The organism is Paenibacillus paridis, assembly GCF_006345825.1.
Classification (GTDB): Bacteria; Bacillota; Bacilli; order Paenibacillales; family Paenibacillaceae; genus Pristimantibacillus; species Pristimantibacillus paridis.
Genome location: NZ_VCIX01000053.1, coordinates 76,618 through 99,057, shown reverse-complemented (window position 1 = coordinate 99,057; position 22,440 = coordinate 76,618). Strand labels below are relative to the sequence as shown.

General features: G+C 48.6%; 20 protein-coding genes, 1 other RNA gene and 1 pseudogene. 1 reads left to right on the top strand and 21 read right to left on the bottom strand.

What is annotated here, in order from left to right:
* Positions 1 to 252: 252 nt before the first annotated feature.
* From FJQ58_RS01660 to rpoE, 14 genes and pseudogenes are all read right to left on the bottom strand, one after another.
* On the bottom strand, positions 253 to 516 hold the full coding sequence (locus tag FJQ58_RS01660) for a pro-sigmaK processing inhibitor BofA family protein (RefSeq protein WP_139990706.1): 264 nt from the start codon (positions 514 to 516) through the stop codon (positions 253 to 255).
* On the bottom strand, positions 513 to 761 hold the full coding sequence (locus FJQ58_RS01655; protein WP_238403706.1) for a DUF2508 family protein: 249 nt from the start codon (positions 759 to 761) through the stop codon (positions 513 to 515). The genes FJQ58_RS01660 and FJQ58_RS01655 overlap by 4 nt, the downstream gene beginning before the upstream one ends.
* A 167-nt stretch (positions 762 to 928) precedes the next feature.
* A complete protein-coding gene (gene recR / locus FJQ58_RS01650; protein WP_139990705.1) occupies positions 929 to 1,528 on the bottom strand; it encodes a recombination mediator RecR in 600 nt (199 codons plus the stop codon).
* A gap of 137 nt (positions 1,529 to 1,665) precedes the next feature.
* Positions 1,666 to 1,977 carry a YbaB/EbfC family nucleoid-associated protein gene (locus FJQ58_RS01645; RefSeq protein WP_139990704.1) on the bottom strand — a complete coding sequence of 104 codons (312 nt, stop codon included), beginning with the start codon at positions 1,975 to 1,977 and terminating at the stop codon, positions 1,666 to 1,668.
* Positions 1,978 to 2,000: 23 nt separating this feature from the next.
* Complete coding sequence (gene dnaX / locus FJQ58_RS01640; RefSeq protein WP_139990703.1) at positions 2,001 to 3,791, bottom strand: DNA polymerase III subunit gamma/tau; 1,791 nt, start codon at positions 3,789 to 3,791, stop codon at positions 2,001 to 2,003.
* Positions 3,792 to 4,022: 231 nt separating this feature from the next.
* Positions 4,023 to 4,291: signal recognition particle sRNA large type (gene ffs, locus FJQ58_RS01635), an RNA gene on the bottom strand.
* A gap of 70 nt (positions 4,292 to 4,361) precedes the next feature.
* Complete coding sequence (locus FJQ58_RS01630; protein ID WP_139990702.1) at positions 4,362 to 4,769, bottom strand: hypothetical protein; 408 nt, start codon at positions 4,767 to 4,769, stop codon at positions 4,362 to 4,364.
* 83 nt (positions 4,770 to 4,852) lie between these two features.
* Positions 4,853 to 5,050 carry a 50S ribosomal protein L31 gene (gene rpmE / locus FJQ58_RS01625; protein ID WP_053373265.1) on the bottom strand — a complete coding sequence of 66 codons (198 nt, stop codon included), beginning with the start codon at positions 5,048 to 5,050 and terminating at the stop codon, positions 4,853 to 4,855.
* A gap of 143 nt (positions 5,051 to 5,193) precedes the next feature.
* Positions 5,194 to 6,447 carry a radical SAM family protein gene (locus FJQ58_RS01620; protein ID WP_139990701.1) on the bottom strand — a complete coding sequence of 418 codons (1,254 nt, stop codon included), beginning with the start codon at positions 6,445 to 6,447 and terminating at the stop codon, positions 5,194 to 5,196.
* Positions 6,448 to 6,468: 21 nt separating this feature from the next.
* Positions 6,469 to 7,806, bottom strand: coding sequence for a transcription termination factor Rho (gene rho / locus FJQ58_RS01615; protein ID WP_139990700.1), 1,338 nt, complete (start codon positions 7,804 to 7,806; stop codon positions 6,469 to 6,471).
* Positions 7,807 to 7,934: 128 nt separating this feature from the next.
* The gene (locus FJQ58_RS01610; RefSeq protein WP_139990699.1) at positions 7,935 to 9,191 is read right to left on the bottom strand and encodes a UDP-N-acetylglucosamine 1-carboxyvinyltransferase; all 1,257 of its coding nucleotides are present in this window, start codon (positions 9,189 to 9,191) and stop codon (positions 7,935 to 7,937) included.
* 484 nt (positions 9,192 to 9,675) lie between these two features.
* A pseudogene (locus FJQ58_RS01605) lies at positions 9,676 to 10,135 on the bottom strand (response regulator).
* A gap of 157 nt (positions 10,136 to 10,292) precedes the next feature.
* Positions 10,293 to 11,894 carry a CTP synthase gene (locus tag FJQ58_RS01600; RefSeq protein ID WP_139990698.1) on the bottom strand — a complete coding sequence of 534 codons (1,602 nt, stop codon included), beginning with the start codon at positions 11,892 to 11,894 and terminating at the stop codon, positions 10,293 to 10,295.
* Between the two features lie 489 nt (positions 11,895 to 12,383).
* Entirely contained in the window at positions 12,384 to 12,959 is a 576-nt protein-coding gene (gene rpoE / locus FJQ58_RS01595; protein WP_139990697.1) for a DNA-directed RNA polymerase subunit delta, read from the bottom strand.
* Between the two features lie 462 nt (positions 12,960 to 13,421).
* On the opposite strand from rpoE, the gene FJQ58_RS01590 reads away from it, so the two are divergent.
* On the top strand, positions 13,422 to 14,558 hold the full coding sequence (locus FJQ58_RS01590; RefSeq protein ID WP_238403705.1) for a S8 family peptidase: 1,137 nt from the start codon (positions 13,422 to 13,424) through the stop codon (positions 14,556 to 14,558).
* 29 nt (positions 14,559 to 14,587) lie between these two features.
* Here the strand turns inward: FJQ58_RS01590 and argS are convergent, their stop codons facing one another.
* The 7 genes from argS to FJQ58_RS01555 all read right to left on the bottom strand — a co-directional run bounded on the left by argS (position 14,588) and on the right by FJQ58_RS01555 (position 22,386).
* The gene (argS, locus tag FJQ58_RS01585; protein WP_139990696.1) at positions 14,588 to 16,267 is read right to left on the bottom strand and encodes an arginine--tRNA ligase; all 1,680 of its coding nucleotides are present in this window, start codon (positions 16,265 to 16,267) and stop codon (positions 14,588 to 14,590) included.
* Positions 16,264 to 16,737, bottom strand: a complete 474-nt coding sequence (locus tag FJQ58_RS01580) for a YwiB family protein (RefSeq protein ID WP_139990695.1) — start codon at positions 16,735 to 16,737, stop codon at positions 16,264 to 16,266. Before FJQ58_RS01580 ends, argS begins: the two co-directional genes overlap by 4 nt.
* A 79-nt stretch (positions 16,738 to 16,816) precedes the next feature.
* Positions 16,817 to 17,326, bottom strand: coding sequence for a DNA-deoxyinosine glycosylase (locus FJQ58_RS01575; protein ID WP_139990694.1), 510 nt, complete (start codon positions 17,324 to 17,326; stop codon positions 16,817 to 16,819).
* A gap of 188 nt (positions 17,327 to 17,514) precedes the next feature.
* On the bottom strand, positions 17,515 to 18,384 hold the full coding sequence (gene speB, locus FJQ58_RS01570) for an agmatinase (RefSeq protein WP_102708963.1): 870 nt from the start codon (positions 18,382 to 18,384) through the stop codon (positions 17,515 to 17,517).
* Positions 18,385 to 18,421: 37 nt separating this feature from the next.
* Entirely contained in the window at positions 18,422 to 19,249 is an 828-nt protein-coding gene (speE, locus tag FJQ58_RS01565) for a polyamine aminopropyltransferase (RefSeq protein ID WP_139990693.1), read from the bottom strand.
* A 292-nt stretch (positions 19,250 to 19,541) separates the two neighbouring features.
* Complete coding sequence (locus FJQ58_RS01560; protein WP_139990692.1) at positions 19,542 to 20,249, bottom strand: hypothetical protein; 708 nt, start codon at positions 20,247 to 20,249, stop codon at positions 19,542 to 19,544.
* 43 nt (positions 20,250 to 20,292) lie between these two features.
* On the bottom strand, positions 20,293 to 22,386 hold the full coding sequence (locus tag FJQ58_RS01555) for a 3-keto-disaccharide hydrolase (protein ID WP_139990691.1): 2,094 nt from the start codon (positions 22,384 to 22,386) through the stop codon (positions 20,293 to 20,295).
* Positions 22,387 to 22,440 lie beyond the last annotated feature (54 nt).

Here is a 22,440-nt window from a genome sequence, read left to right as displayed (position 1 = left end):
TTTTCGCTTATCCCGAAGGATTTGCGAGGCAGTTATTACTCGTTGTTCAGTTTTCAAAGAGCAATCTTTTCTTTCGTGTCGGCCGTGTGTCTCATTGGCGACTTTTATAATATATCACAGATGCCCAAGTTAATGCAAGTACTTTTTTTATTTCTTTTTTTGAAGCTTGTTTACTTACTCTTGGCGCGAGATATAATGTAGCATATAAATACAGCCCGAGTCAACCTTTTGCCTGAACCTTTTTTAAATTCACTACACAACAACCCATTGAAGACCGGCAATTAACGCAACTCCAGGTACTCCCAAGGTGAGTACAGTACCGATCGTCACTGGATTCAACGGGATATACATGCCAGGTACGAGTCCGGAATAGTTAAGTACATACAATAAACCAGCTGCCATCACCAGGTGAAGAGTAAAGCTTCGGAGCCACCCCCATGACAACTTGTTCCTTAATATAACCAAGATCAATAAAGCCGATGAAGCAATAAAAACAGTCATCCAAATCGTTTTCATTTTATGATCCCCCTCCAGCTTGCCCAATTTCCACTCGTACGCTTAGCTAATCGAAGCAGCATGTCATATCTTTTCTCCGCGGTCACCATACAATGAATGGCATAATCGATTTGATCCTTTCCAAGCGCATAATCAAAAAATCGATTGGCATTCTCCCACTCTCGGTGAGCCTCAACGATTTCGCTTCGAATCTCATCCATTTGTTTTGCTTCTTTCTCCATATTGATATCCTGCCGCTTTTTCAATTGCCAACCCCTCCCGCTTGTCCGGTTTTCATACAGCACATTACTATATGTATAAACATGGGGAAAGGATTAGAACGCCGTTCCTCGCTTTTAAGCGTTCCTTCCAGAAAACAAACAAAACGGCAGACCGTATTTCCCTCGGCCTGCCGTTTTGTTTGTTTTCTGCTCTAATTTATTTCCCTGCGGCCCTCCAGCGCTTTGGAGAGAGTTACCTCATCGGCATATTCAAGATCGCCGCCAACAGGCAAGCCGTGGGCAATTCGCGTTACACGAATACCGAAAGGCTTAATCAGCCTAGATAAATACATGGCCGTCGCTTCACCCTCGATATTCGGATTAGTCGCCAGTATTAGTTCTTGGACTCGCTCGTCGCTCAGTCGCCGCAATAGCTCAGCGATTCGAATCTCATCCGGACCAATTCCCTCCATTGGAGAGATGGCACCCTGCAGCACATGGTACTGCCCTTGAAAGTCCTTCATTCGTTCAATGGCCACAAGATCTTTCGATTCTTGTACGACGCAAATGACGGAATGATCGCGGGATTTATCCTGGCAAATCCGGCACGGGTCCGTATCGGTAATATTGCAGCAAACCGAACAATAGAACAAATTGCGCTTAACGCTAACTAGCGCCTTCGCAAAATCAATGACGTCGTCTTCTTTCATTCGAAGCACATGAAACGCCAGACGGGCGGCCGTTTTGGGTCCAATACCCGGTAATCGCGTAAAAGCATCAATTAACTTCGCTATCGGTTCGGGGTAATACAAATCAGGGTACAGCTCCTTTCAAGCAAAAAACGCCTTCGGTGTCTCCTAGACACTGAAACAGCCTTGACGAAGAAATAAAAGAAAAGTACGAACGTACTATACTTTTATTTATTTCAAGCAAAGAGCAGGGTCGCTTCTTAGAACAATCCAGGTATTTTCATACCGCCAGTGAATTTGCCCATATCTTTGTTAGCCAGCTCATCGACTTTAGCGAGTGCATCATTAACAGCGGTAAGCACTAGGTCCTGCAGCATTTCAACATCATCCGGATCAACCGCTTCTGGCTTAATTGTAATGCTTAGAAGCTTCTTGTGGCCATTTGCTGCAACCGTTACAACGCCGCCGCCTGCTGTGCCTTCAACCGTCTTCGTTTCAAGCTCTTCCTGTGCTTTCATCATTTGATCCTGCATTTTTTTCACTTGCTTCATCATTTGGTTCATATTGTTCATTACAGTCACCTCATCATTAGTATTTAATCTTTATCCTTCACTACAACCAGATCCTCACCAAACAGCTTAACCGCTTCTTCTACCCATTCAGGCCTGCCGGAATGCTGTGCTGGAATGGAACCCTCAGGCTCCAACTGAAGCGTCTCGCTCTTCTGAACGGTTGCGCCTTGCGCTGCAGCTTGCCAATCCTTCAGCATAACGGTAACAATCCGAAATGGGCTGCCAAGGACAGTATGCATGACTTTCTCAATAATATCACGATTTGCAGGTTTTTCGGTCGTTTCCCTATGCATTGTATTTTTGAAAGCGACAAGTATGGCGTCGTCAGCCGATGCAACCGGCTCGCCATCCTTCAACCATGCATGTACCGTGATTTTTGCATCCTTTACGCCCTGGAGCACATCATTCCATTTCATGCGGATTTGATTGAACTCCGGGCTTCCCGCTGTCGCAAGATAAGGATCGAGCTTAACCGATGACCTTGCTATGCCGCCTGAACCGCCAAATGAGTTGCGAACCGCATTGGTTCGCGCCGCCTGCTTGCTGGCAGCTTGGTCGCTAGCCGAAGCCGATCCCGAACTAATTCCATTCTGAATCGCTTGCTCGAGCTTCCGCTCCAACGCCTCTATCTGCTGCCGCAATCGGCCGACTTCAGCCGATGGCACTCCACCAGACGCAGCTCCCTGCGATTCAGAAACCGCCGATTGCCCTGAGCCAGACGACTGTTCTTCGCTTAGCGTGCAAAGTTTCATCAGAGCAACCTCAAACAAAGTCTGTGGCTGCGATGCATGCTTTAGCTCAACCTGATAGCGGTTTAGCGTATCAATCATGGCAAACAGACGGGTTGGAGTGAACGCTGCAGCCATGGCCTTAAAGCGCTCTGGATCAACGATGCGCTCGGTGGCCGCCCCCCCTTGCGGAGCAAGCTTCATGACTAGCAAGTCTCGGAAATAATATATCAAATTCTCCATGCATTTGTCCGCACTTTTGCCTGCTTGCATCAAGCTCTCCACAAGCGGCATTACTGCCGCAACATTTCGGTCCTTCACAGCCTCGGCCAGCTGATAAAAATGGTCAGCCGCCATGCCCCCGGTAACGTCTACCGCCGCTTCTAGAGTGATGCTTCCATCGGCAAAAGCAGAAACCTGCTCCAGCAAGCTTATTGCATCGCGCATTCCGCCTTCAGATAATCTTGCGATATACGCAATGGCATCCTCTTCTGCCTGAATGCCTTCCTCGCGGCAAATCTTCACTAAATGCTCCGTCTGCTCTTCCAGCGAAACCTGCCTGAAATCAAAGCGCTGGCACCGTGAGATAATCGTCGCAGGAAGCTTATGCGGTTCAGTCGTCGCCAAGATAAAAATCACATGCCCCGGCGGCTCCTCAAGTGTCTTGAGCAGCGCATTGAACGCCTCTGCCGTAAGCATATGTACCTCATCTATGATATAAACTTTGAACCGCACTTCCGAAGGGGCATACCGCACTTTATCGCGAATATCACGGATCTCGTCAATCCCACGGTTAGAAGCGGCATCGATCTCGATAACATCCATAATGTGGCCTGCGGTAATGCCGATACAAGCGTCGCACTCATTACAAGGCTCTTCTGCAGGGCCCCTTTCACAGTTAACCGCTTTCGCCAAAATTTTAGCCGCGCTTGTTTTTCCCGTCCCCCGAGGACCATTGAATAGATACGCGTGAGATACGCGCTGTTCGCGAATGGAGTTTTGCAGCGTTTGAATAATATGCTGTTGACCAACCATGTCCTGAAACGTCTGCGGACGCCAGGCACGGTATAAAGCGATATGTGACACGCAGACCTTTCCTTTCATGTTGCCTTTTTGTATCCATGAACTGCAATATATTAATGCTTTATCCCTATTATACAACAACTGTGTAGCAAGCAAAACTTCTTTTGACCTTAGCCGCTTGAATAAAACAAAAGATTTAAAAACAAAAACACCTGCAATCGCTAGTTTCGATAAAATATCGAAAAACGGTTACAGGTGTTATGATTAGCGTTACACTTCAGAAAATAGTTAGTACCGTGCACCTACTCCTGATAAATGCGACCCAAGCGACATCCTTGCACTACAGCTCGAGTCAGGCACTCCCCCGGCACATGAACTAATTTGCTTATGGCTGCTTCCTTCCGGACCTGACCGGGTTCACAAACGTCCATTGCGGCGGACCCAACTGTCAACACTGCTCGCAAGTGCCAAGACCCTACATCAGCACAACCTCAAATAGGAATTCAACCTCGCTACAGCGGATTGCGAGTTACAGGGCACCGCTACCTCCCCATCTAGCACGGCAAAAATAAGTATAGCCGATTCCGAGGCAAAGCGCAACTCGTACCTATAATTGATTAAAATGGGCTGCAATTACTTCTTCGCCTCAACATGCACGTCATACCGCGGCATATTATATTGCACCACGGATTGGGCCTTTGCAAGCAGTTGCTCGGCTTGCGCGTCAGAGAGCGATTTGTTTACTTTTATATTCACATGCAAAGCCGTACCATTGAAGTAGATTTGGGTACGTTCTATTCCCGTTAGAGGCTCAAGCACCTGCTCCACCATCTTGCCGTCTGCATCATAATTAAGATATTGATACCGGTTAGGCAAATTGGGGTTGCTGTTGGAGTATCCCATATACCCGTCATGCCCATAGGTTTTTAGCCTGTTTTCTTGCTTGCTGTTGCCACAGCCCGCCACCACAAATAGGAACGCAGCTGTCAGCATCATAACAAAGGCAATGCGGCTAAACGATTGCAATGATTTTTTTTCCAATCAAAAAACCTCCCTTCTATCCAATAGGATGGCTGAGGGAGGCTCTTGTATTCTGCCAAATAAAGGCAAAATGATTTGTAGGATTAGATGCCGTATTTCTTCTTGAAACGATCGACGCGGCCGCCAGCATCCAGGAACTTTTGCTTACCCGTGTAGAATGGGTGGCATTGGGAACAAACCTCTACGCGAAGGCTCGGTTTAATCGAACCAGTCTCGAAGGAATTTCCACAAGCGCAAGTTGCTGTAATGATGTGGTATGTCGGATGAATAGCTTGTTTCATCTCGTTCACCTCTTTCTGCCCTGAATCGCATGCGGACCCAGAGTTAAATCACACATCTCGGATTATAGCATGAACTGATTTGCAGTTGCAATGAATAATCGCTCATATGTTAATAATAACTGAAATTACCGTTTAATTGTCAGTTAACGAAGCATCGTGGCTGGCGGTACATGTGTGTAGGAACCAATGACAACGTCAGGAAGCTCTTCACGGAATATTTCAAGCATCTGCTTCATCCCGTAAATTTCGCCCTGCGCCTTTGGAATAATAGCCAGATAACTCTCGGGATCGATATTGAGATTACGCATCTGAATGAGCTTCAAGCCCGTCCGCTTCACGAAACCAATCATCGCTTCGATTTCTTCCTCACGGTCCGTAACCCCTGGAAAAATCAAATAATTGATTGAGGTATAGACGCCCTTGTCGGAAGCATATTTTAAAGATTTCTCGACATTTTTCAGCGTATATCCGCGCGGTTTGTAATAAGCGTTGTAATGATCATCCAGCGCACTGATCGTACTTACGCGCATAAGATTCAGTCCTGCATCTACAATAGCACGCATGTAATCGGTCAAACCCGCATTAGTATTAATATTAATATAACCTAACGAGGTCTGACTGCGTACGCGATTCATCGCTTCCACAATAATTCTCGCTTGCGTAGAAGGCTCGCCTTCGCAGCCTTGGCCAAAGCTGATTATGGATTCCGGGGCATTTAAATGCTCCAGCATGATCTCAACGACTTCATCAACGGTAGGCTTAAAGTTCATCCGTGTCTGAGGCGCTACAAAGCCGCTGTCATCCGGCTGCTCTGAAATACAGCCAAAGCATCCCGCGTTGCAGGAATAAGATACCGGGACTGCGCCTTCCCAACGGCCCAAGAACGTATTGGATGAAGTTAAACACTCATAACCCAAAGCGCAGTTGGATAAATGCTTGTATAAGCGGTTTTCCGGGTATTTAGCAAGCAGTCGCTCGACCTGAATGCCCAGCTCGCCACGATCGCAGTTGAGCGGGTCCCAACGTTCCGGATCATCGCATTGCTCCGCCGTTACATAGAAATTGCCGTCCTTCCATACGACTGCTGTATATCCGAATAACGGGAGTTTTTCGTTTTTGTCTGCCTTGACATAACCAGGCAGGCACAGACGCGTAAAGCCTTGCGGCAGCAGCGCGCCAACCGCCTGAGCACCTCCAGGAAGCACCTGCATGTCACCCGTGTCCGGGTTAAGTCCAATAGGCCTAGTAAAGGGCAAGCTGACTAAGGTCGCACCATTAGGAAGTGGAATTAGTTCATCCTCCATAATTTCAACGATCATGTCACCACTTCTACCCAAGGCTATAAAATCCGGATGGTCAAATACATTGCCTTGTTCATCCGCATATACGAGATTCATGTTGTTCTCCCTCCTGCGGTCTTACGATCCGTGCGTCGTTCTAGGCGTAGGCCGTCTGCTTGTCGTCGTTGCTGTGCTGCTCTTGATACTAGAGCGCTCCGGCTTGGCTTCCACTGTAGTATCTAGCGACATCAAAAACTGTTCGTTGTTCTCGCTGTCCTTGAGCTTCTTAAGGAAATTATCAACATAATCAGGAGTATCCGTCATGCCTCTACGGATCGCCCACACTTTATCAAGCTCTTCCTTCGTAAGCAGCATTTCTTCGCGTCTTGTCCCTGATCTGCGCATATCAAGCGCAGGGAATATCCGCCGTTCGGAAAGCTTCCGGTCAAGATGAAGCTCCATATTGCCCGTACCTTTAAATTCTTCATAAATGATATCATCCATACGCGAGCCCGTTTCAATCAGAGCTGTAGCGAGTATCGTCAAGCTGCCGCCTTCTTCCACATTCCTTGCCGAACCAAAGAAACGTTTCGGACGGTGGAACGCCGCCGGATCAATACCGCCGCTTAGCGTACGGCCAGATGGAGGTATGACCAAGTTATAAGCACGAGCTAGACGTGTAATACTATCCATTAGAATAACGACATCCTTCTTGTGTTCCACAAGGCGAAGCGCACGTTCAAGCACAAGTTCGGCTACTTTAATATGATTTTCTGGCAGCTCATCGAACGTTGAGGCGATAACTTCACCTTTAACAGAGCGCTGCATATCGGTAACTTCCTCTGGACGCTCATCAATGAGCAGAACGAATAATTTAATATCGGGACGGTTTTCAGAAATACTGTGGGCAATTTCTTTGAGAAGCAGCGTCTTGCCTGTTTTCGGAGGGGCAACAATGAGTCCGCGTTGTCCGAGCCCAACAGGAGCGAGCAAATCCATCATGCGAGTAGAAAGCTTCGAAGAGGTGGTCTCAAGCACCAGCTTCTTTTCGGGATAAAGAGGGGTAAGCGCTGGGAAATGAAGTCTTTCTGATGCTGTTTCCGGGTTTTCACCATTTACAGCATTTACCTGCAAAAGCCCGAAATAACGTTCGTTCTCTTTTGGCGGGCGACATTTCCCGGATACGAGATCGCCGCTTCTAAGATCGAATCTCCGTATTTGGGAAGCTGAGATATAAATATCTTCCTTGCTCGGCAAGTAATTAATCGGCCGTAAAAATCCAAAGCCTTCGGACAAAATATCCAGCACGCCTTCCATGAACATTAAGCCGCTTTTTTCCGCTTGAGCACGCAATATAGCAAATATTAATTCCTTTTTCTTAAGAGTCCCGTAATACGGCACCTGAAATTGCTTGGCTAATTTGTATAGATCGGTCAATTTCATTTCTTCTAGATCAGCGATCTGAAGGTCTGTCATATTCTCACCACTTTATTCAATTTTCAATATAAGGTTGGATATCTAGTAAAATCATAGCACTGATTAACCATCATTGCCGAATTAGACGCCGTCTATTCCACAGCGTCCGCATCGCCATGTTTCTGAGATTATGCTTCCGTCTCCCGCCACACCTCGGCACCCAAACGGCACAGGTTTTCTACGAGATTATCATATCCGCGGTCGATATATTCCACGCCTGAAATTTCAGTAACGCCATCATCCACCGTTAGCGCAGCAACAACAAGCGCAGCGCCCGCTCGCAAGTCCGCGGCTTTCACTTTAGCGGCATTGAGCTGATTGCCCTCAACTACAGCCGATCGGCCTTCCACGCGAATATTCGCACCCATACGGGTAAGCTCGGGGACGTGCTTGAATCTCGTCCCATAAACATAATCGGTTAGAATACTAACCCCGCTTGCCTGGGTAAGCAAAGTCGTCATAGGAGATTGAAGATCCGTAGGAAAACCAGGATAGACGAGCGCTTTTACATCAATCGAAGAATACACCGGCGCGCCAATAATTCGGATGGATTCATCCATCTCAATGACTTGGACACCCATTTCCTCGAGCTTGGCTGTCATTGCTTCCAAGTGCTTTGGAATAACATTATCAATGAGGACATCGCCGCGCGTCGCGGCAGCTGCAATCATGTACGTACCGGCTTGAATGCGGTCTGGAATAATGGAATGGCGGCAACCGTGCAGCTGATCGACTCCTTCAATCCGAATCGTTTCAGTCCCGGCACCTTTAATTTTTGCGCCCATGGCATTAAGGAGGGTAGCTACATCTATAATTTCTGGCTCTTTTGCCGCGTTTTCGATAATGGTTAACCCTTTGGCCCGGGATGCCGCCAGCATAATGTTAATGGTTGCTCCGACGCTTGATACATCGAGATATATTTTCGCTCCGCGCAGCTCCTTAGCAGAGATACGAATCGAACCATGATCATTAGTAACCGTGGCGCCCAACGCTTCAAACCCTTTAATGTGTTGATCGATCGGTCTCGGTTCGAAGTTGCAGCCGCCAGGCATGCCTATCGTCGCTTCCCCGAAACGCCCAAGCATAGCACCCATTAGATAATAAGAGGCGCGCAATAGCTTTACTTTTCCGTTGGGCATAGGCTTAGAAACTAGCTCCGAGGGATCAATTCGCATCATGTCGCCATCACGCTTTACTTTAGCCCCAAGCTCTTGCAAAATTTCACTGTATACGGCTACGTCACTTATCATCGGCAAATTATCTAAAATGACTTCAGATTCTGCTAAAATCGCTGCGGGCACAAGCGCAACAGCGCTGTTTTTGGCTCCGCTAATTTGGACGGTTCCACGAAGCGGCCGTCCACCGCGTATCATCAATTTCTCCATCTAATTATAGTTCCTCCCGTAGATTGGAAGAGAATAAAGGAAAAACCGCCTATGCAAGCGAGTGTTGAGCCCACTTATCGTTTTGAGGCGGTTTGACTCCCTTGCTCCTGTTATTACGCTTGATTGTAGCTTCCGAACAAACGGATTTCCTTGCATAACAGCCATCGCCGCATGGCAATCGGCTGTTAAATATTTACGCAGACTCGGTGTATCACCTTATTCGCTATAGCTTCACGTATAAGGCCAGTACAAGCTGCTTGGTTTTCGGTGTTCACATGGGTTTGGCTTAAATCAGCTGCAATAGATTAAATAATAGCTTTATCAGAAAAAATGGAGCACGACTAGTACAGCCTGCTCTGACTTGTCATTCTGAGCCATTATAACATAATGCGCCTCCAAATAGTAAAGCTTGTTTCGCCGCTTCCAACAAATGCAAAAAACGACACCGTCTCCAAGCTAGCGACGATGCCGTTTGTAAGCTACACTAAGAACCTATTGCAAAACGACTTGGAGGGTTCCCGCCTCGCAGCTGCATATTGACTGCAATTCGCATCTCATCGATGTCGAAAGGCTTCGTAAAATGCATTAATGCGCCAAGGTCTGTCGCTTCTTTAATCATATCTAATTCACCATATGCGGTCATCATGATGACTTTAATGTTTCGGTCGATTGCCTTCACATGCTTCAAAATTTCGAGACCATCCATCCCAGGGATTTTCATGTCCAGCAGCACAAGGTCCGGAGCATCGTTTTTCACGATTTGCAGAGCCAGCTTGCCATTAGACGCCTGGAACGNGGTCCGGAGCATCGTTTTTCACGATTTGCAGAGCCAGCTTGCCATTAGACGCCTGGAACGTATTATAACCCTCACTGCTGAATACTTCCATGAGCAATACGCGAATACCGTTCTGATCATCAACGATCAACACTTTCTTCTTATCCAACTCCAAATCCCCCCGCGACTGAGCTTACCTACAAAAATGGCCAACTCTTCCATAATCGTTAATATATTCGCTAATGTGGGTATATAATCCTTCTCGCCTTGAGAAAAACTTATCAGGTGTTGTAATAGAATGTATCATTGATAGAAATCGCAACTATTTACTCCGAATATCCTAGCGCAGCTTGAACAAATCCACGGAACAATGGCTGAGGACGGTTCGGTCTGGAAGTGAATTCCGGGTGGAATTGAACAGCCAGGAACCAAGGGTGATCAGCCAGCTCCACCATTTCGACAAGGCGGCCATCCGGGGATGTGCCGGAAATGGAAAGACCTGCTGCCTCAACAGCTTCACGGTATTCATTATTAAATTCGTAGCGATGACGATGGCGCTCATAAACAAGCTCATCTCCATATTCCCGTGCAGCAAGCGTGTCCGACTTGAGCTTGCAAGGGTATAGGCCAAGACGCATCGTGCCGCCCATGTCCTCGATGTCCTTCTGATCCGGCAGCAGATCGATAACCGGATACGGGGTAGACGGATTAATTTCAGAGCTGTTTGCATTAGCAAGTCCCACTACATTGCGGGCATATTCAATGACGGCTACTTGCATACCCAAGCAGATGCCGAAGAATGGAATTTTATTCTCACGTGCATATTTAATTGCAGCAATCTTGCCTTCAATGCCACGATCGCCAAATCCGCCTGGTACAAGAATGCCATGAATGCCTTGCAGTTGCTCGTGCGCATTCGCATCCGTAAGCTCATCGGCGTGCAGCCAGCGAATCTTAACTTCCGAATCTGATGCAATACCTGCATGCTCAAGCGATTCTACGATACTGAGATAGGCATCATGCAAAGCTACATATTTGCCGACAATCGCGATTTCCGTCTTCTTATGAAGCGATTTTACGCGTTGAACAAGACTTTCCCACTCACGCATATCCGGCTGCTCGGTTTTCAGCTTCAAATGATTAACAACGATCTCATCAAGGCCTTCCTCACGAAGCATCAATGGCACTTCATACAGCGTCGATGCATCGCGGCATTCTACAACGGCATTGGCATCAATATCGCAGAACAAACCGATCTTGCGCTTCAAATCCTCGGCAAGCGGGTGCTCTGTACGGCATACGATGACGTTAGGCTGAATACCGATGCTGCGCAGCTCTTTAACGCTGTGCTGGGTAGGCTTCGTTTTCACTTCGCCTGCCGCTTTAATATAAGGAATAAGCGTAACATGGATATACATCACGTTGTCGCGGCCAATATCACTCTTAATTTGGCGGATAGCCTCGAGGAACGGCAAGCTTTCGATATCGCCGACCGTACCGCCGATTTCGGTGATAACCACATCAGATCCTGCTTCTTTGCCCGCGCGGAATACGCGGTCTTTAATTTCGTTTGTAATATGCGGGATAACCTGAACGGTTCCTCCCAAATAATCGCCGCGGCGTTCTTTCGTAATGACGTTGGAGTAAATTTTACCGGATGTCACGTTGTTGTTCTTCGACAGGTTAATATCGATGAAACGCTCGTAGTGACCCAAATCCAAATCCGTTTCCGCGCCATCATCGGTGACGAATACTTCTCCGTGCTGATATGGACTCATCGTTCCCGGGTCCACGTTGATATAAGGATCAAACTTTTGAATCGTTACTTTGAGGCCCCTGTTCTTCAGCAATCTACCGAGCGAGGCTGCTGTTATCCCTTTGCCCAAGGACGACACTACGCCGCCGGTTACAAATATATATTTGGTCACTGTGATGATACCCTCCAAGCTCTTATGGTTATTGTTTAGGTTTGCCCATTTACTCGATAAACATGGATGCGGATACGCTCCGCCATTCCATCCAGTTTGTGGAAACTCGTCCTACAGAGCCATTCCCTACAAACAAAAAAAGTGACACCCGTAGCAACGGGGCACTTTTCATTTTTTTGGCATATATAAAAATATAAGAAAGCATAAACTCAAGCGAGCCACACTTTGCTCATACTTCAACGCGAAACGAGTTTATGCTGCCAAATGACAGCGTCCGTCGCTTACGGTTGTATGCGTTATTTGTTAACCGAATCTTAAGCCCATGAGATAGTTTACTCTGCCCTTGTAGGACCTGTCAAGCGAAACTGACAGGATAAGTAAAAGTGAGCCTGAATCGGCTTAATCCCTATCTATCGCCAAGCATACTCACCCATATAATACAGGGCAGGAAAAGCTCTTCGCTCATCCTGCCCTGCTGCTTGTCGCTTATTATTTCTCGTTCTCGTCATCGTCCTCGAAATCTTCATCCTCGTCCGAGTCGTCATCGTCAGCTTCCAAATCGCCGTCGACCTCTTCCTCATCCAATTCTTCATCATCGATTCCGACTTCCTCATCGACTTCGGTTTCCTCTTCCGCTTCTTCGAAGTCCTCGCGGTCCTCGTCAAATACGTCGTAGTCCTCTTCCGCCTCTGCGTAAGTATCTTCTTCCTCGTCCGCGAATACATCGTCATCCTCGAGATCATCGTCATCGTTAATGATGCGCGTACGCTTAGCGTTGCCTACAGGATCTTCCGAACGCTCAACCGGGTACCAACGCTTCAGTCCCCACATATTGCTGCCTACGCAAGCAAATCGACCGTCAATATTGATTTCCGTGTATACCTGAGCAATAAACTGGTTGATTCCGTCTGCGGAAAGACCGCGTATTTTAGCGATCTCCATCATAAGATCGCGATAGTAGTAAGGGGTATTAGCCGCTTTCAGCACTTCAAAGGCCAAATCGACCATAGGCATTTCCTTCATACGTTCAGGATCCAGCTTTAACGTAAAATTGCTGCTGCTCATATGGACACATCCTCTCTTGCCATTCAAATTTATGTACTCGTTCATTACCTTCAACATGCCAGGAATGTGTATGCTTTCCTCTTATACACCGCTCGCATATCATTGCGCAACGAGCGGGTGCTGCCAGAGGATGGCACCGTCGTATACGCTAGTCAAAGTATAGTAAAACCTATTTCCCCCAAAAAAGCAAGCGGCCCTTGCGCCAACGGGTACAGCTTGGACTTAAATGCAAAAAGCGAAAGGATAGACCTTCCGCTCCGACTGTATCCATCCGACCATGACACGAGGTATCGTATCTTGGGCGTAAGAGCCCCTGAGAACTCTTTGTTCATCGTATGTACCCCGATGATTTTTGACACGGTTTGTTGCCCAATTATACGAAAAAAGGCAAGTGGCTCATGCGCCGAAGAGCATTTCCTCATACAATAGTTCAGCACGGTCCGTCGGGAGGGGAAGCCAAGTTTGGACACCGCCGCTTTTATCCGCTTGCTGCAGGATACGATGGCTTGCACGGACGCCACGACTGTAAAACGTATCATTCGTTTTCGGCGTGCGAGCGACTACCGATATTTTCTACAGCAATTGTCTCAAGTCGCTTCGTCGTCATCGCCTCAAAAAAGCATCAGACAAATGCCCAGTATTCGCGGTATTTCTTGTAGATTGCCAGCCGAAGAAACGCTTGAGCGATTCTCGGGACGCGTATGGATTGAGAAGGATTGCAAAATCAGCGTTCATTCCTCTGCACAAAAGTCGATTATTGTAGATAAAGGAATTCCCTGGGGTGTCAATCAAATAAAAGCCCCCCAGGCATGGAGCACGACAACGGGCCACCGCATAAAGGTTGGCGTCATCGATACAGGAGCTGATTTCAGTCATCCTGATCTCCGTCATTCCCTCTCTAGGGGCATCAACCTGCTGAACCGAAGCATGCTTCCTCACGATGACAATGGTCACGGTACGCATATTGCCGGCACGATCGCTGCGGCCAACCAGCTGCAGGGGATGATCGGTGTAGCTCCGCGCGCGCTGATCTCGCCGGTCAAGGCCTTCGACCACAATGGGAGCGCCTTCGTATCCGACATTATTCTCGGTATTGAATGGTGCATCCGCAATCGCATGAATGTCATTAATATGAGCTTCGGCATGAAGACCAGAAGCAAAGCGCTGCTCGGCGCTGTAATCAATGCGCATAACGCAGGCATCATTATCGTTGCCTCCTCCGGCAATGACGGAAAAAGGCGCACGGTTGACTATCCCGCCCGCTATCCCCAGACCATCGCTGTAGGAGCTACAAACAAGCTGCGCCGCGTTGCTCCATTCAGTAACCGCGGGGCCTATATTGATGTATATGCCCCAGGAGACAAAATTGTATCGGCATGGCTGCGCGGCAAATACAACGAAATGAGCGGCACTTCGATGGCCACCTCGCACGTCAGCGGTGCTATTGCCTTGCTGCTTGCCCACAAGCCGGGGCTTACCCCAACTGAAATCAAGACCATTATAAAACGCTCCGTACAGCCCCTAAGGGGCAGCAAAGCCCGCCGAACGATCGGCGAGCTTGATGTGATGCGTATGATGCAAGCCGTGGATAAAGCATGAATCCACGGCTTGTCTTTGTGCGGCAGGTTCTACATACGCTCGGGAGCGGATACGCCAACCAAACGCAGTACATTGGCAATAGAGAGGCGAACCGCTCCAAGCAATGCCAGACGTGCCTGCGACTGCTCAGCATCGTCAGTAATGACGCGCTCTGCCCGATAGTAGCTGTGGAACTGCGAAGCCAGCTCGTAAACATACCGAATCAGGCGATGCGGCGCGTATTGGGCAGCTGCCTCCGAAATCTCCTGTGGAAGCTCTCCAATTTTGCGAAGCAGATCATACTCCCCTTCGGCAGTCAGCTTGCTGAAATTAATGCTGTCCACAGACTTAAGCGCGATACCTTGCTCCTCAGCCTGCCTGAATATGCTGCAAATGCGCGCGTGCGCATATTGTACATAAAAGACCGGATTTTCATTAGAGGTTGAAATGGCAAGGTCCATATCAAAGTCAAGATGCGAATCCATGCTCCGCATAGAGAAGAAATAACGAATGGCATCGATGCCGACCTCATCCATCAAATCCTGCATCGTTACCGCTTTGCCCGTACGTTTGGACATTTTCATTTTCTCGCCATTCTGGAACAGGCTTACCATCTGGGCGATCAGTACGGTTAGTTTCTTCGGATCGTTGCCAAGCGCCTCCATAGCTGCTTTCACACGCGGAATATAGCCATGGTGATCGGCTCCCCAAATATTGATCATTTGATCAAAGCCACGGCCGTATTTGTCACGGTGATAGGCGATATCCGGCGTCAAATAAGTGTACGAGCCGTCATTTTTCACGAGAACGCGGTTTTTGTCGTCGCCAAAGGTCATGGTTGACAGCCAGGTCGCCCCTTCTTCTTCATACACATGCCCAGTTGCTTTGAGTGCCGCAAGGCCTTGCTCGACTAACCCGCTCTCATATAGAGATGTTTCACTGTACCATACGTCGAAACCTACGCGGAACCGTCCCAGATCACGCTTGATCTTGTCAAGCTCCCGCTCTAGGCCGAACTGGCGGAAGAACGTAAAGCGTTCCTGATCAGGAAGCTCAAGCAGCTTGTCTCCCTCTTGCTCCACGAGCAGCTTGGCGAAACCGATGATGTCCTCGCCGTAATAACCATCCTCGGGCATTTCCGCGGTTTGTCCTAGCGCTTGCCGGTAGCGAGCTTCAATGGAGACAGCGAGGTTCTCGACCTGTTTTCCCGCATCGTTAATATAGTATTCCCGAGTAACCTCATAGCCGGCGTAATCGAGCACATTGCACAATGCATCGCCAACGGCCGCGCCGCGCGCGTGGCCAAGATGCAGGCTGCCTGTTGGGTTTGCGCTGACAAACTCTACTTGGACGCTTTTGCCGCGGCCATCCTCGGTGCGTCCGTAGTTTTCTCCCGCCGCAAGCGCAGCCCCTACAACCGGATAGAGGTAGCTGTTGTCCATGCGGAAGTTGATAAAGCCTGGACCGGCAATCTCAGCGGCTTGAATGGATGCTTTCTCTTTATCCAAATGAGCGATAATCGCTTCCGCGATCTGGCGCGGGTTTTTCTTAGCCAGCTTCGTCAGCTGCATGGCCGCATTTGTCGCCAAATCGCCATGCGATTTGTCCTTTGGCACCTCCAGCACGAATGCGGGCAGCTCCTCCCGCTCCGCAAGTCCCGCCGCTACTGCCGCATCGGCGATCGCCGCCTTGACCTGCTCATACATGTTTTCCAATACATTTGCACTCATGAAATTAGTTCCTCCTGTATATGGAGCCGTATATGAAAACGGCCCGACATTTGTTCGCCTACGTGAAGCTCGTATTTCCATTCTAATGTAAAAGGCAGCTGTGTGGGCAGCAATTCAGCCTCCGTGCTTCCGCCCTTGCCGTCTGGCACCTGCATGGAGAGCATATTCGTGTCCGTCTCAAGCTCAAATGAAGTCATACTCGAGTGATAACGGCCTGTCCGTCGCAGTCCCTGCACGAACAACTGCTCCGATTCGATGACGCCGCGACGCACAATAGACAGCTCGCCAATCCGGTATTTGAGCAGCGTACGCACTTCGCCGGCACTCGGATCTCCTTCGACAGCGGGTTCACTGTAACGAATAAAAATCGATTTTTCCTTACGGAACCATTCGCCCTCGTAGGTGTGAAGGTGCGAGCTTCCATCCTGCACGCTCTCTAATGTAATTCGCACTTTCCTGCTATCGCTCATGATCTTTCTCCTGTTATCAGACTAATCTTATGTAACTACTATATACAGGAAGCTTCTTAATTTCAACGCTAGAGCATGGTTAAGTTGTGGCATATGGCACAATTACGCTCCATGCGCTTACGCGATCCTCAAGCGTCCGCATGCGGGGGGTTGGGATCGGGCTGGAGGAAGGAAGCTTAAGCAGGGCAATATCTTTAAAGCTTTCATGCCCACGGTAAAACTTATGAAAGGTATCATAGGCTTTACTCCCATTAAAAGCAAAACAGCGCAGCGACGGGTAATTGGCGACAAGTTCCGGCAGCTTTTGCGGCACTTCCGCCTTTATATTCACATCAAGGCTGCCCTCCCGCTCGCAGGATTCGATGACGTCCCATAACGCCAGATGGTGCTCCTTCAAGAAAACAAGCCGGTTTTCATACACCGGGTCCATCTCGGAATCGTTAAACAAACGATAGATAATCTTCCACATAAAATTTTGCGGGTGGCCATAAAATTGTTTGTGCTCCAGCGACTTTACGCTCGGTGCCGTTCCTAATATGAGCACGCGCGCATGCTCGTCTATCACTGGCGGAAATGAATAGATGCGCATGTGATCATCCCCTTGGCTCTTTTCTGCTGAAGATCGTTATCCTTTCATTTTAGCCTAATTTGTATGCTGGCATCCACCTCATCCGGCTTGGCGGGTTCAGAAGAAACCGTCATTAACGCAAAAAAGAGCTTCGTCCCAAGCGGAATGTTTACCGCAAGGGGCGAAGCCTTATTTTGATCAAATCAATCCTATTTTAAAAATCCGAGCAGCATTTCACGAATGACTTTAGCTGCCACGATCTGCGTTTGCTCCGTTGGATCATAAGCTGGCGCGACCTCAACGAGGTCAAAGCCCACGATATTCACGCCGGAACGGGCGATTGCATGAACCGATTCGATCAACTCTTTCGACGTAATGCCACCCGCTTCGGCCGTGCCTGTGCCAGGCGCCGCAGAAGGATCCAGCACATCGATATCGATCGTCAGGTAAACCGGACGTCCTTCAAGCTCTGGAAGCACCTTCTTAAGCGGCTCCAAAACCTCGAACGGATGGAAGTTAATATTCTCGCGTGCATACTGCCATTCCTCACGGGAGCCTGAACGGATACCAAACTGGTAAATGTTCTGACCGCCCATTAGGCCTGCTGCTTTGCGAAGCGGCGTAGAGTGCGACAATGGCTCGCCTTCATACGATTCGCGCAGATCCGCGTGAGCATCGAAGTGGATGATCGCAAGATCAGGATATTTTTTGTATACCTCTTGGAAAATCGGCCATGAAACGAGATGCTCGCCGCCGAGTCCAACAGGGATTTTGCCATCGTCTAGCACGCCGCGCACGAATTCACCGATAATTTCAAGGCTGCGAGCCGCGTTTCCGAAAGGAAGCAGCAAATCGCCGGCATCGAAATATTCAATATCCTCCAGGCTGCGGTCTAGGTAAGGGCTGTACTCTTCAAGTCCAATGGACACTTCGCGGATGCGCGGAGGGCCAAAACGCGAGCCCGGACGGAAGCTGACCGTGAAATCCATCGGCATACCGTAAATAACCGCTTTGGAAGCTTCATAGTTTTCCGAGCTCAAAATGAAGACATTGCCGGAATATTTTTGATCCAATTTCATGAGGGCTTGTCCTCTCCTTCTATATCGTAGCCGCTAATTACTTAATGAGGTCTTCAACAAATTTAGGCAGCACGAAGGCTGCTTTGTGAAGGCGCGGCGTGTAGTATTTCGTATCGATTTCCGGAATTGCCGTCTCGTCAACAGCCGTCGGATCGTATTTTTTGCTGCCCATTGTGAATGTCCACAGACCGCTTGGGTAAGTCGGGATGTTAGCGCCATAAACGCGAACGATCGGGAATACTTCTTTTACGTCTTTGTTTACGCTTTGAATCAGGTCAGCCTTGAACCAAGGGTTGTCCGTTTGCGCAACGAAAATGCCGTCTTCCTTCAAGGATTCGTAGATGCCTTGGTAGAAGCCTTTCGTAAACAGGTTGGCAGCAGGGCCTACGGGCTCCGTAGAATCAACCATGATCACGTCGTACGTATTTTTATGGTCATGAATATGCATAAAGCCGTCGTTCACAAGCACTTCAACGCGCGGGTTGTCGAGCTCGCCAGCGATGGATGGCAAGTATTTTTTGGAGTACTCAATCACTTTACCGTCGATGTCGACCAAAACAGCCTTCTTCACCTTCGGGTGCTTCATTACTTCACGAATGACGCCGCCGTCTCCGCCGCCAACTACAAGCACGTACTCCGGATTCGGATGCGTGAAAAGAACAGGATGCGCAACCATCTCGTGGTATACGAACTCATCCTTAACTGTAGTCATAACCATGCCGTCAAGCACGAGCATCGTTCCGAACTCTTCCGTTTCGATCATATCCAACTGTTGAAAATCCGTTTGTTCATTTACGTAAGTTTTCGTAATCTTCGCCGTAATGCCGAAGCTCTCTGTTTGTTTTTCCGTATACCACAATTCCATGTCGTAAAATCCCTTCTTTCCTTCAATCGTTCAACCTGTATTATATGCAAATTATCCAATCACTACAAGTACTCTATACAAGCCGTAATATTAAGGATTTTTAAATATTTCATTGTATAAGCTCCTTAGCCCAACGTGATTTTCCGCACTGTATTCCAATCCCCCTCCAAGCTGAAAGTCCAGGTACCCTGTTATGAACATGCGGCCACAAGGCAAAAGAACGTTCCCCGGTTAACAAGAGGAACGTTCCATTTGCTTCTTATGGTCAGCTCAATCGTCGTGTCTGCTTCCGCTATTGTAAACCGGACAGCTTCAGGCGCGAGTACACCGATGGATTGATTTGAACGTCGGCGGCGCTTAACTGCTCTGTCAGCCATGACTCATACGAAGCGTGAGTAAGCGGGTGACTGGATGCCGCTCCGTTAGCATCGGCAGCGTCCTCCAGATGTGCTTTGAGTTCAATCACCATGTTCGCCAGCGTATAGGCATAGTAGACTTTCTCGCTGTACTGCTTAGGCCCATAAATGGTTTGACCCTTAGCTAAGCGGCTCTTACGCTGGCTATTCTCCTTCTCCATCCCAGCCAGGAACGCTTGATAACTGATATCCTCGATAATACCGGCATTTCTCGCAGCTATTTGCTGCACCTTAATTTCGGCCAATCGGTCAAGCGCAAGCTTCCGTAAGGCCTCGATCGGCATATGCCCGTTCTGAGCCTCGTACCAGAAAGAATCCGAGCTGACATCCCCCGAAGACGGCTCCCATTCAGCTGCGACAACACTTCGCAGCTCAAGCATGCGGGGCATCCATTCCCCAATAGTTATCGGCTCGTTATTGATCCATGCGACAACGTCATCAGATGCTTCCGACGGTTGCTCCGTATCAGCTTCTGCATTCATCCCTGCCGGCGCAGCAGAACAAGCGGTAAACAGCAGCGGCAAGATCAACAACAGGAGGGATATGGGCAACAATAATGCCCGAATGCCTACCTTCAATTCCATTTCCCCTATCCCTCCTTTTTACCCTAATCTGCTTAAAATTCGCTTAATGGAAAACTTGCACATTATCGTACGATGCCGGGGTCGAGTGGCTGCGCAGCCCAATCTTTCCGGTTTGCAGCTCCGCAGGATTCCCGGCCCAGGTGAGCATGGACGTTCCATTCACGTAGCCCGTTATATTCCCGCCGCTTATCGCAGCCTTAAGCCGAATAAACTGTCCTGCGCTGATGGGCGAGGACACGCTCGTAAGCAATTGAAGTGTACCCGCTGTCTTCTTATAGAGGTCAACGGTATCGCTCGTGTCGTTCAAACGAAGCATATAGAAGTTGTTCGCATCTTGATAGCGGAACAGAATGCCTGCATTGCCTCCATTGGAATTGATTTTGATGTCAGCTTCCACGCTGTAATCACTCCAAGATCCATCGCCTGCATAAGCGATAAACTCTCCTGACAATGAATTCTGCACATAGGAGAACGTCCCGTCATTCTGCACGGCCCAGCTGCCGCCGATAGTCGTCCAGCCGTTCGCGTTTCCATCTTCAAAGTTATCCGTGAACAGCGTGATGGGAACCGTTACCGCTCCCGTGTATTCATGCACACCGATGTCTGGGACGCCGTTGTACAATGGATTGCCGAAGAAGTCACTCCCACCGTTGCTCGTGATGGTTAGGCCTTTGTTGATGGCAGGAGACGCCGAGGTCAGCTTGTAAGCATCCGCGGTTGCGATGCCGGTTGCTGCCCCTCCGTTTACGAAGAGCGGGTTGCCGATCACTTTATTCGCATCATTGGCAGTGCCGGTATTGGCTCCGTAGAACAAATTGTTATTATATTGAACACGGGGGCTGACTGTATAATTACCACTGCCCATATTATAGAAGATGTTATTGCTGTAATAAACCATGCCCGTATTGCTGCCCTCGGTCAAATGGTTGTATGTCCCGTTGGTCCGATAGATGACGTTGTTGTATACGTATAGGTTCCCCCCGTTGTTAATCACATCAAAGGTCCCAAACCTATCTCCGTCGTTCTGGCTAATGTTATAACGAAACACATTGCCATCTGTATTATTCATAACAAGCAGCGCGCCGCCTTCATTGTGATGGCTGAAATTATATTGGTAAATGCTGTTGTACACATCGATATCGAAGTCCCATGCTTGCCCATCTCCGTTGATAACTTTAGTATTGAAGGCTTCATTGTTCTGGAATACAGCCCCCGTCGTCGCATAAGCCCACTGCGCGGCCACAACATAGATCGGATCCAAATAGTTGACGATAGTCGTATTGACGTCGCAGCTTACTCCGATCTCGTTCGTCGTATTGTATTCAATTAAAGGAGAAATCGCGGCACGTACAAGAATGCCATCCCGATGAATACGCTCCACATAATTGTCGCGGATGACTACATTTGTAAAGGCGTTGAACTTGTGCGTCCAAGAAGCATTCGCAAAGGCATCTGTCATAATCTGAATGCCCGTATCCGCCACGTTAATCACGGTGTTATTCTCAATAAGCACATCGTCCCAAGTGCTCTCCGCCATCCAATTGCTTCCCCGCGCATAGAAATTGATGCCGCCGGTTCTTCGGTTTGTGCCAAAAACATCATGAATATCGTTGTTGCGAATATAAATATGGCGGAACGCTCCCGCTCCGGCGCCTTCACCGAGCACCAAAATGCCGCTTCGTTTGCGGTCTGTCGCATGCTGTCCACTCGTAATTTCTAAATTGTTGACCTCCCAGTACGAGACGTTTTTGAGCCTGACGCCAAAACCGTCTCCCTCTACCTCCGTGTCCCCAAAGTTGATTAGCGGCTTAGGACCCGAACCGTAGCTATCAACCACAATGGGGCTGCCGCTCGTCCCTGAGCCTTGCAGATCCAAATACTGATTGTTCCAAATGGAACCTGCCTTTAGCAGGATCCGGTCTCCTGGACTAAACACGGCATTGTTCACCTTCGGCAGCGTACGCCAGGCGGTTGAGCTGCTTGTTCCTGCGTTGGCATCATTCCCTGCGGCGGCATCTACATAATAAGTCGTTCCTGCGGCCTGCACCGATGGCGTACGGATAGGACTCTCTGGCGCTACGAATACAATGGCAGAAACCAGAATCATTAACGAGACTTTAAATAAGAGCGCTTTCATAAATACTCCTCCTAAAAATAATATTTAATTGGCCAACTAAAGAGATTCACCCCG

What these genes read in the sequence shown, in the direction of transcription:
- FJQ58_RS01660 (WP_139990706.1), bottom strand. Translation starts at nt 516, where the DNA reads ATGAAAACGATTTGGATGACTGTTTTTATTGCTTCATCGGCTTTATTG.
- FJQ58_RS01645 (WP_139990704.1), bottom strand. Translation starts at nt 1,977, where the DNA reads ATGAACAATATGAACCAAATGATGAAGCAAGTGAAAAAAATGCAGGAT.
- rpmE (WP_053373265.1), bottom strand. Translation starts at nt 5,050, where the DNA reads ATGAAACAAGCTATTCATCCGACATACCACATCATTACAGCAACTTGC.
- FJQ58_RS01620 (WP_139990701.1), bottom strand. Translation starts at nt 6,447, where the DNA reads ATGAATCTCGTATATGCGGATGAACAAGGCAATGTATTTGACCATCCG.
- rho (WP_139990700.1), bottom strand. Translation starts at nt 7,806, where the DNA reads ATGACAGACCTTCAGATCGCTGATCTAGAAGAAATGAAATTGACCGAT.
- FJQ58_RS01610 (WP_139990699.1), bottom strand. Translation starts at nt 9,191, where the DNA reads ATGGAGAAATTGATGATACGCGGTGGACGGCCGCTTCGTGGAACCGTC.
- rpoE (WP_139990697.1), bottom strand. Translation starts at nt 12,959, where the DNA reads ATGAGCAGCAGCAATTTTACGTTAAAGCTGGATCCTGAACGTATGAAG.
- argS (WP_139990696.1), bottom strand. Translation starts at nt 16,267, where the DNA reads ATGAGTGCAAATGTATTGGAAAACATGTATGAGCAGGTCAAGGCGGCG.
- FJQ58_RS01580 (WP_139990695.1), bottom strand. Translation starts at nt 16,737, where the DNA reads ATGAGCGATAGCAGGAAAGTGCGAATTACATTAGAGAGCGTGCAGGAT.
- FJQ58_RS01575 (WP_139990694.1), bottom strand. Translation starts at nt 17,326, where the DNA reads ATGCGCATCTATTCATTTCCGCCAGTGATAGACGAGCATGCGCGCGTG.
- speB (WP_102708963.1), bottom strand. Translation starts at nt 18,384, where the DNA reads ATGAAATTGGATCAAAAATATTCCGGCAATGTCTTCATTTTGAGCTCG.
- speE (WP_139990693.1), bottom strand. Translation starts at nt 19,249, where the DNA reads ATGGAATTGTGGTATACGGAAAAACAAACAGAGAGCTTCGGCATTACG.
- FJQ58_RS01560 (WP_139990692.1), bottom strand. Translation starts at nt 20,249, where the DNA reads ATGGAATTGAAGGTAGGCATTCGGGCATTATTGTTGCCCATATCCCTC.
- FJQ58_RS01555 (WP_139990691.1), bottom strand. Translation starts at nt 22,386, where the DNA reads ATGAAAGCGCTCTTATTTAAAGTCTCGTTAATGATTCTGGTTTCTGCC.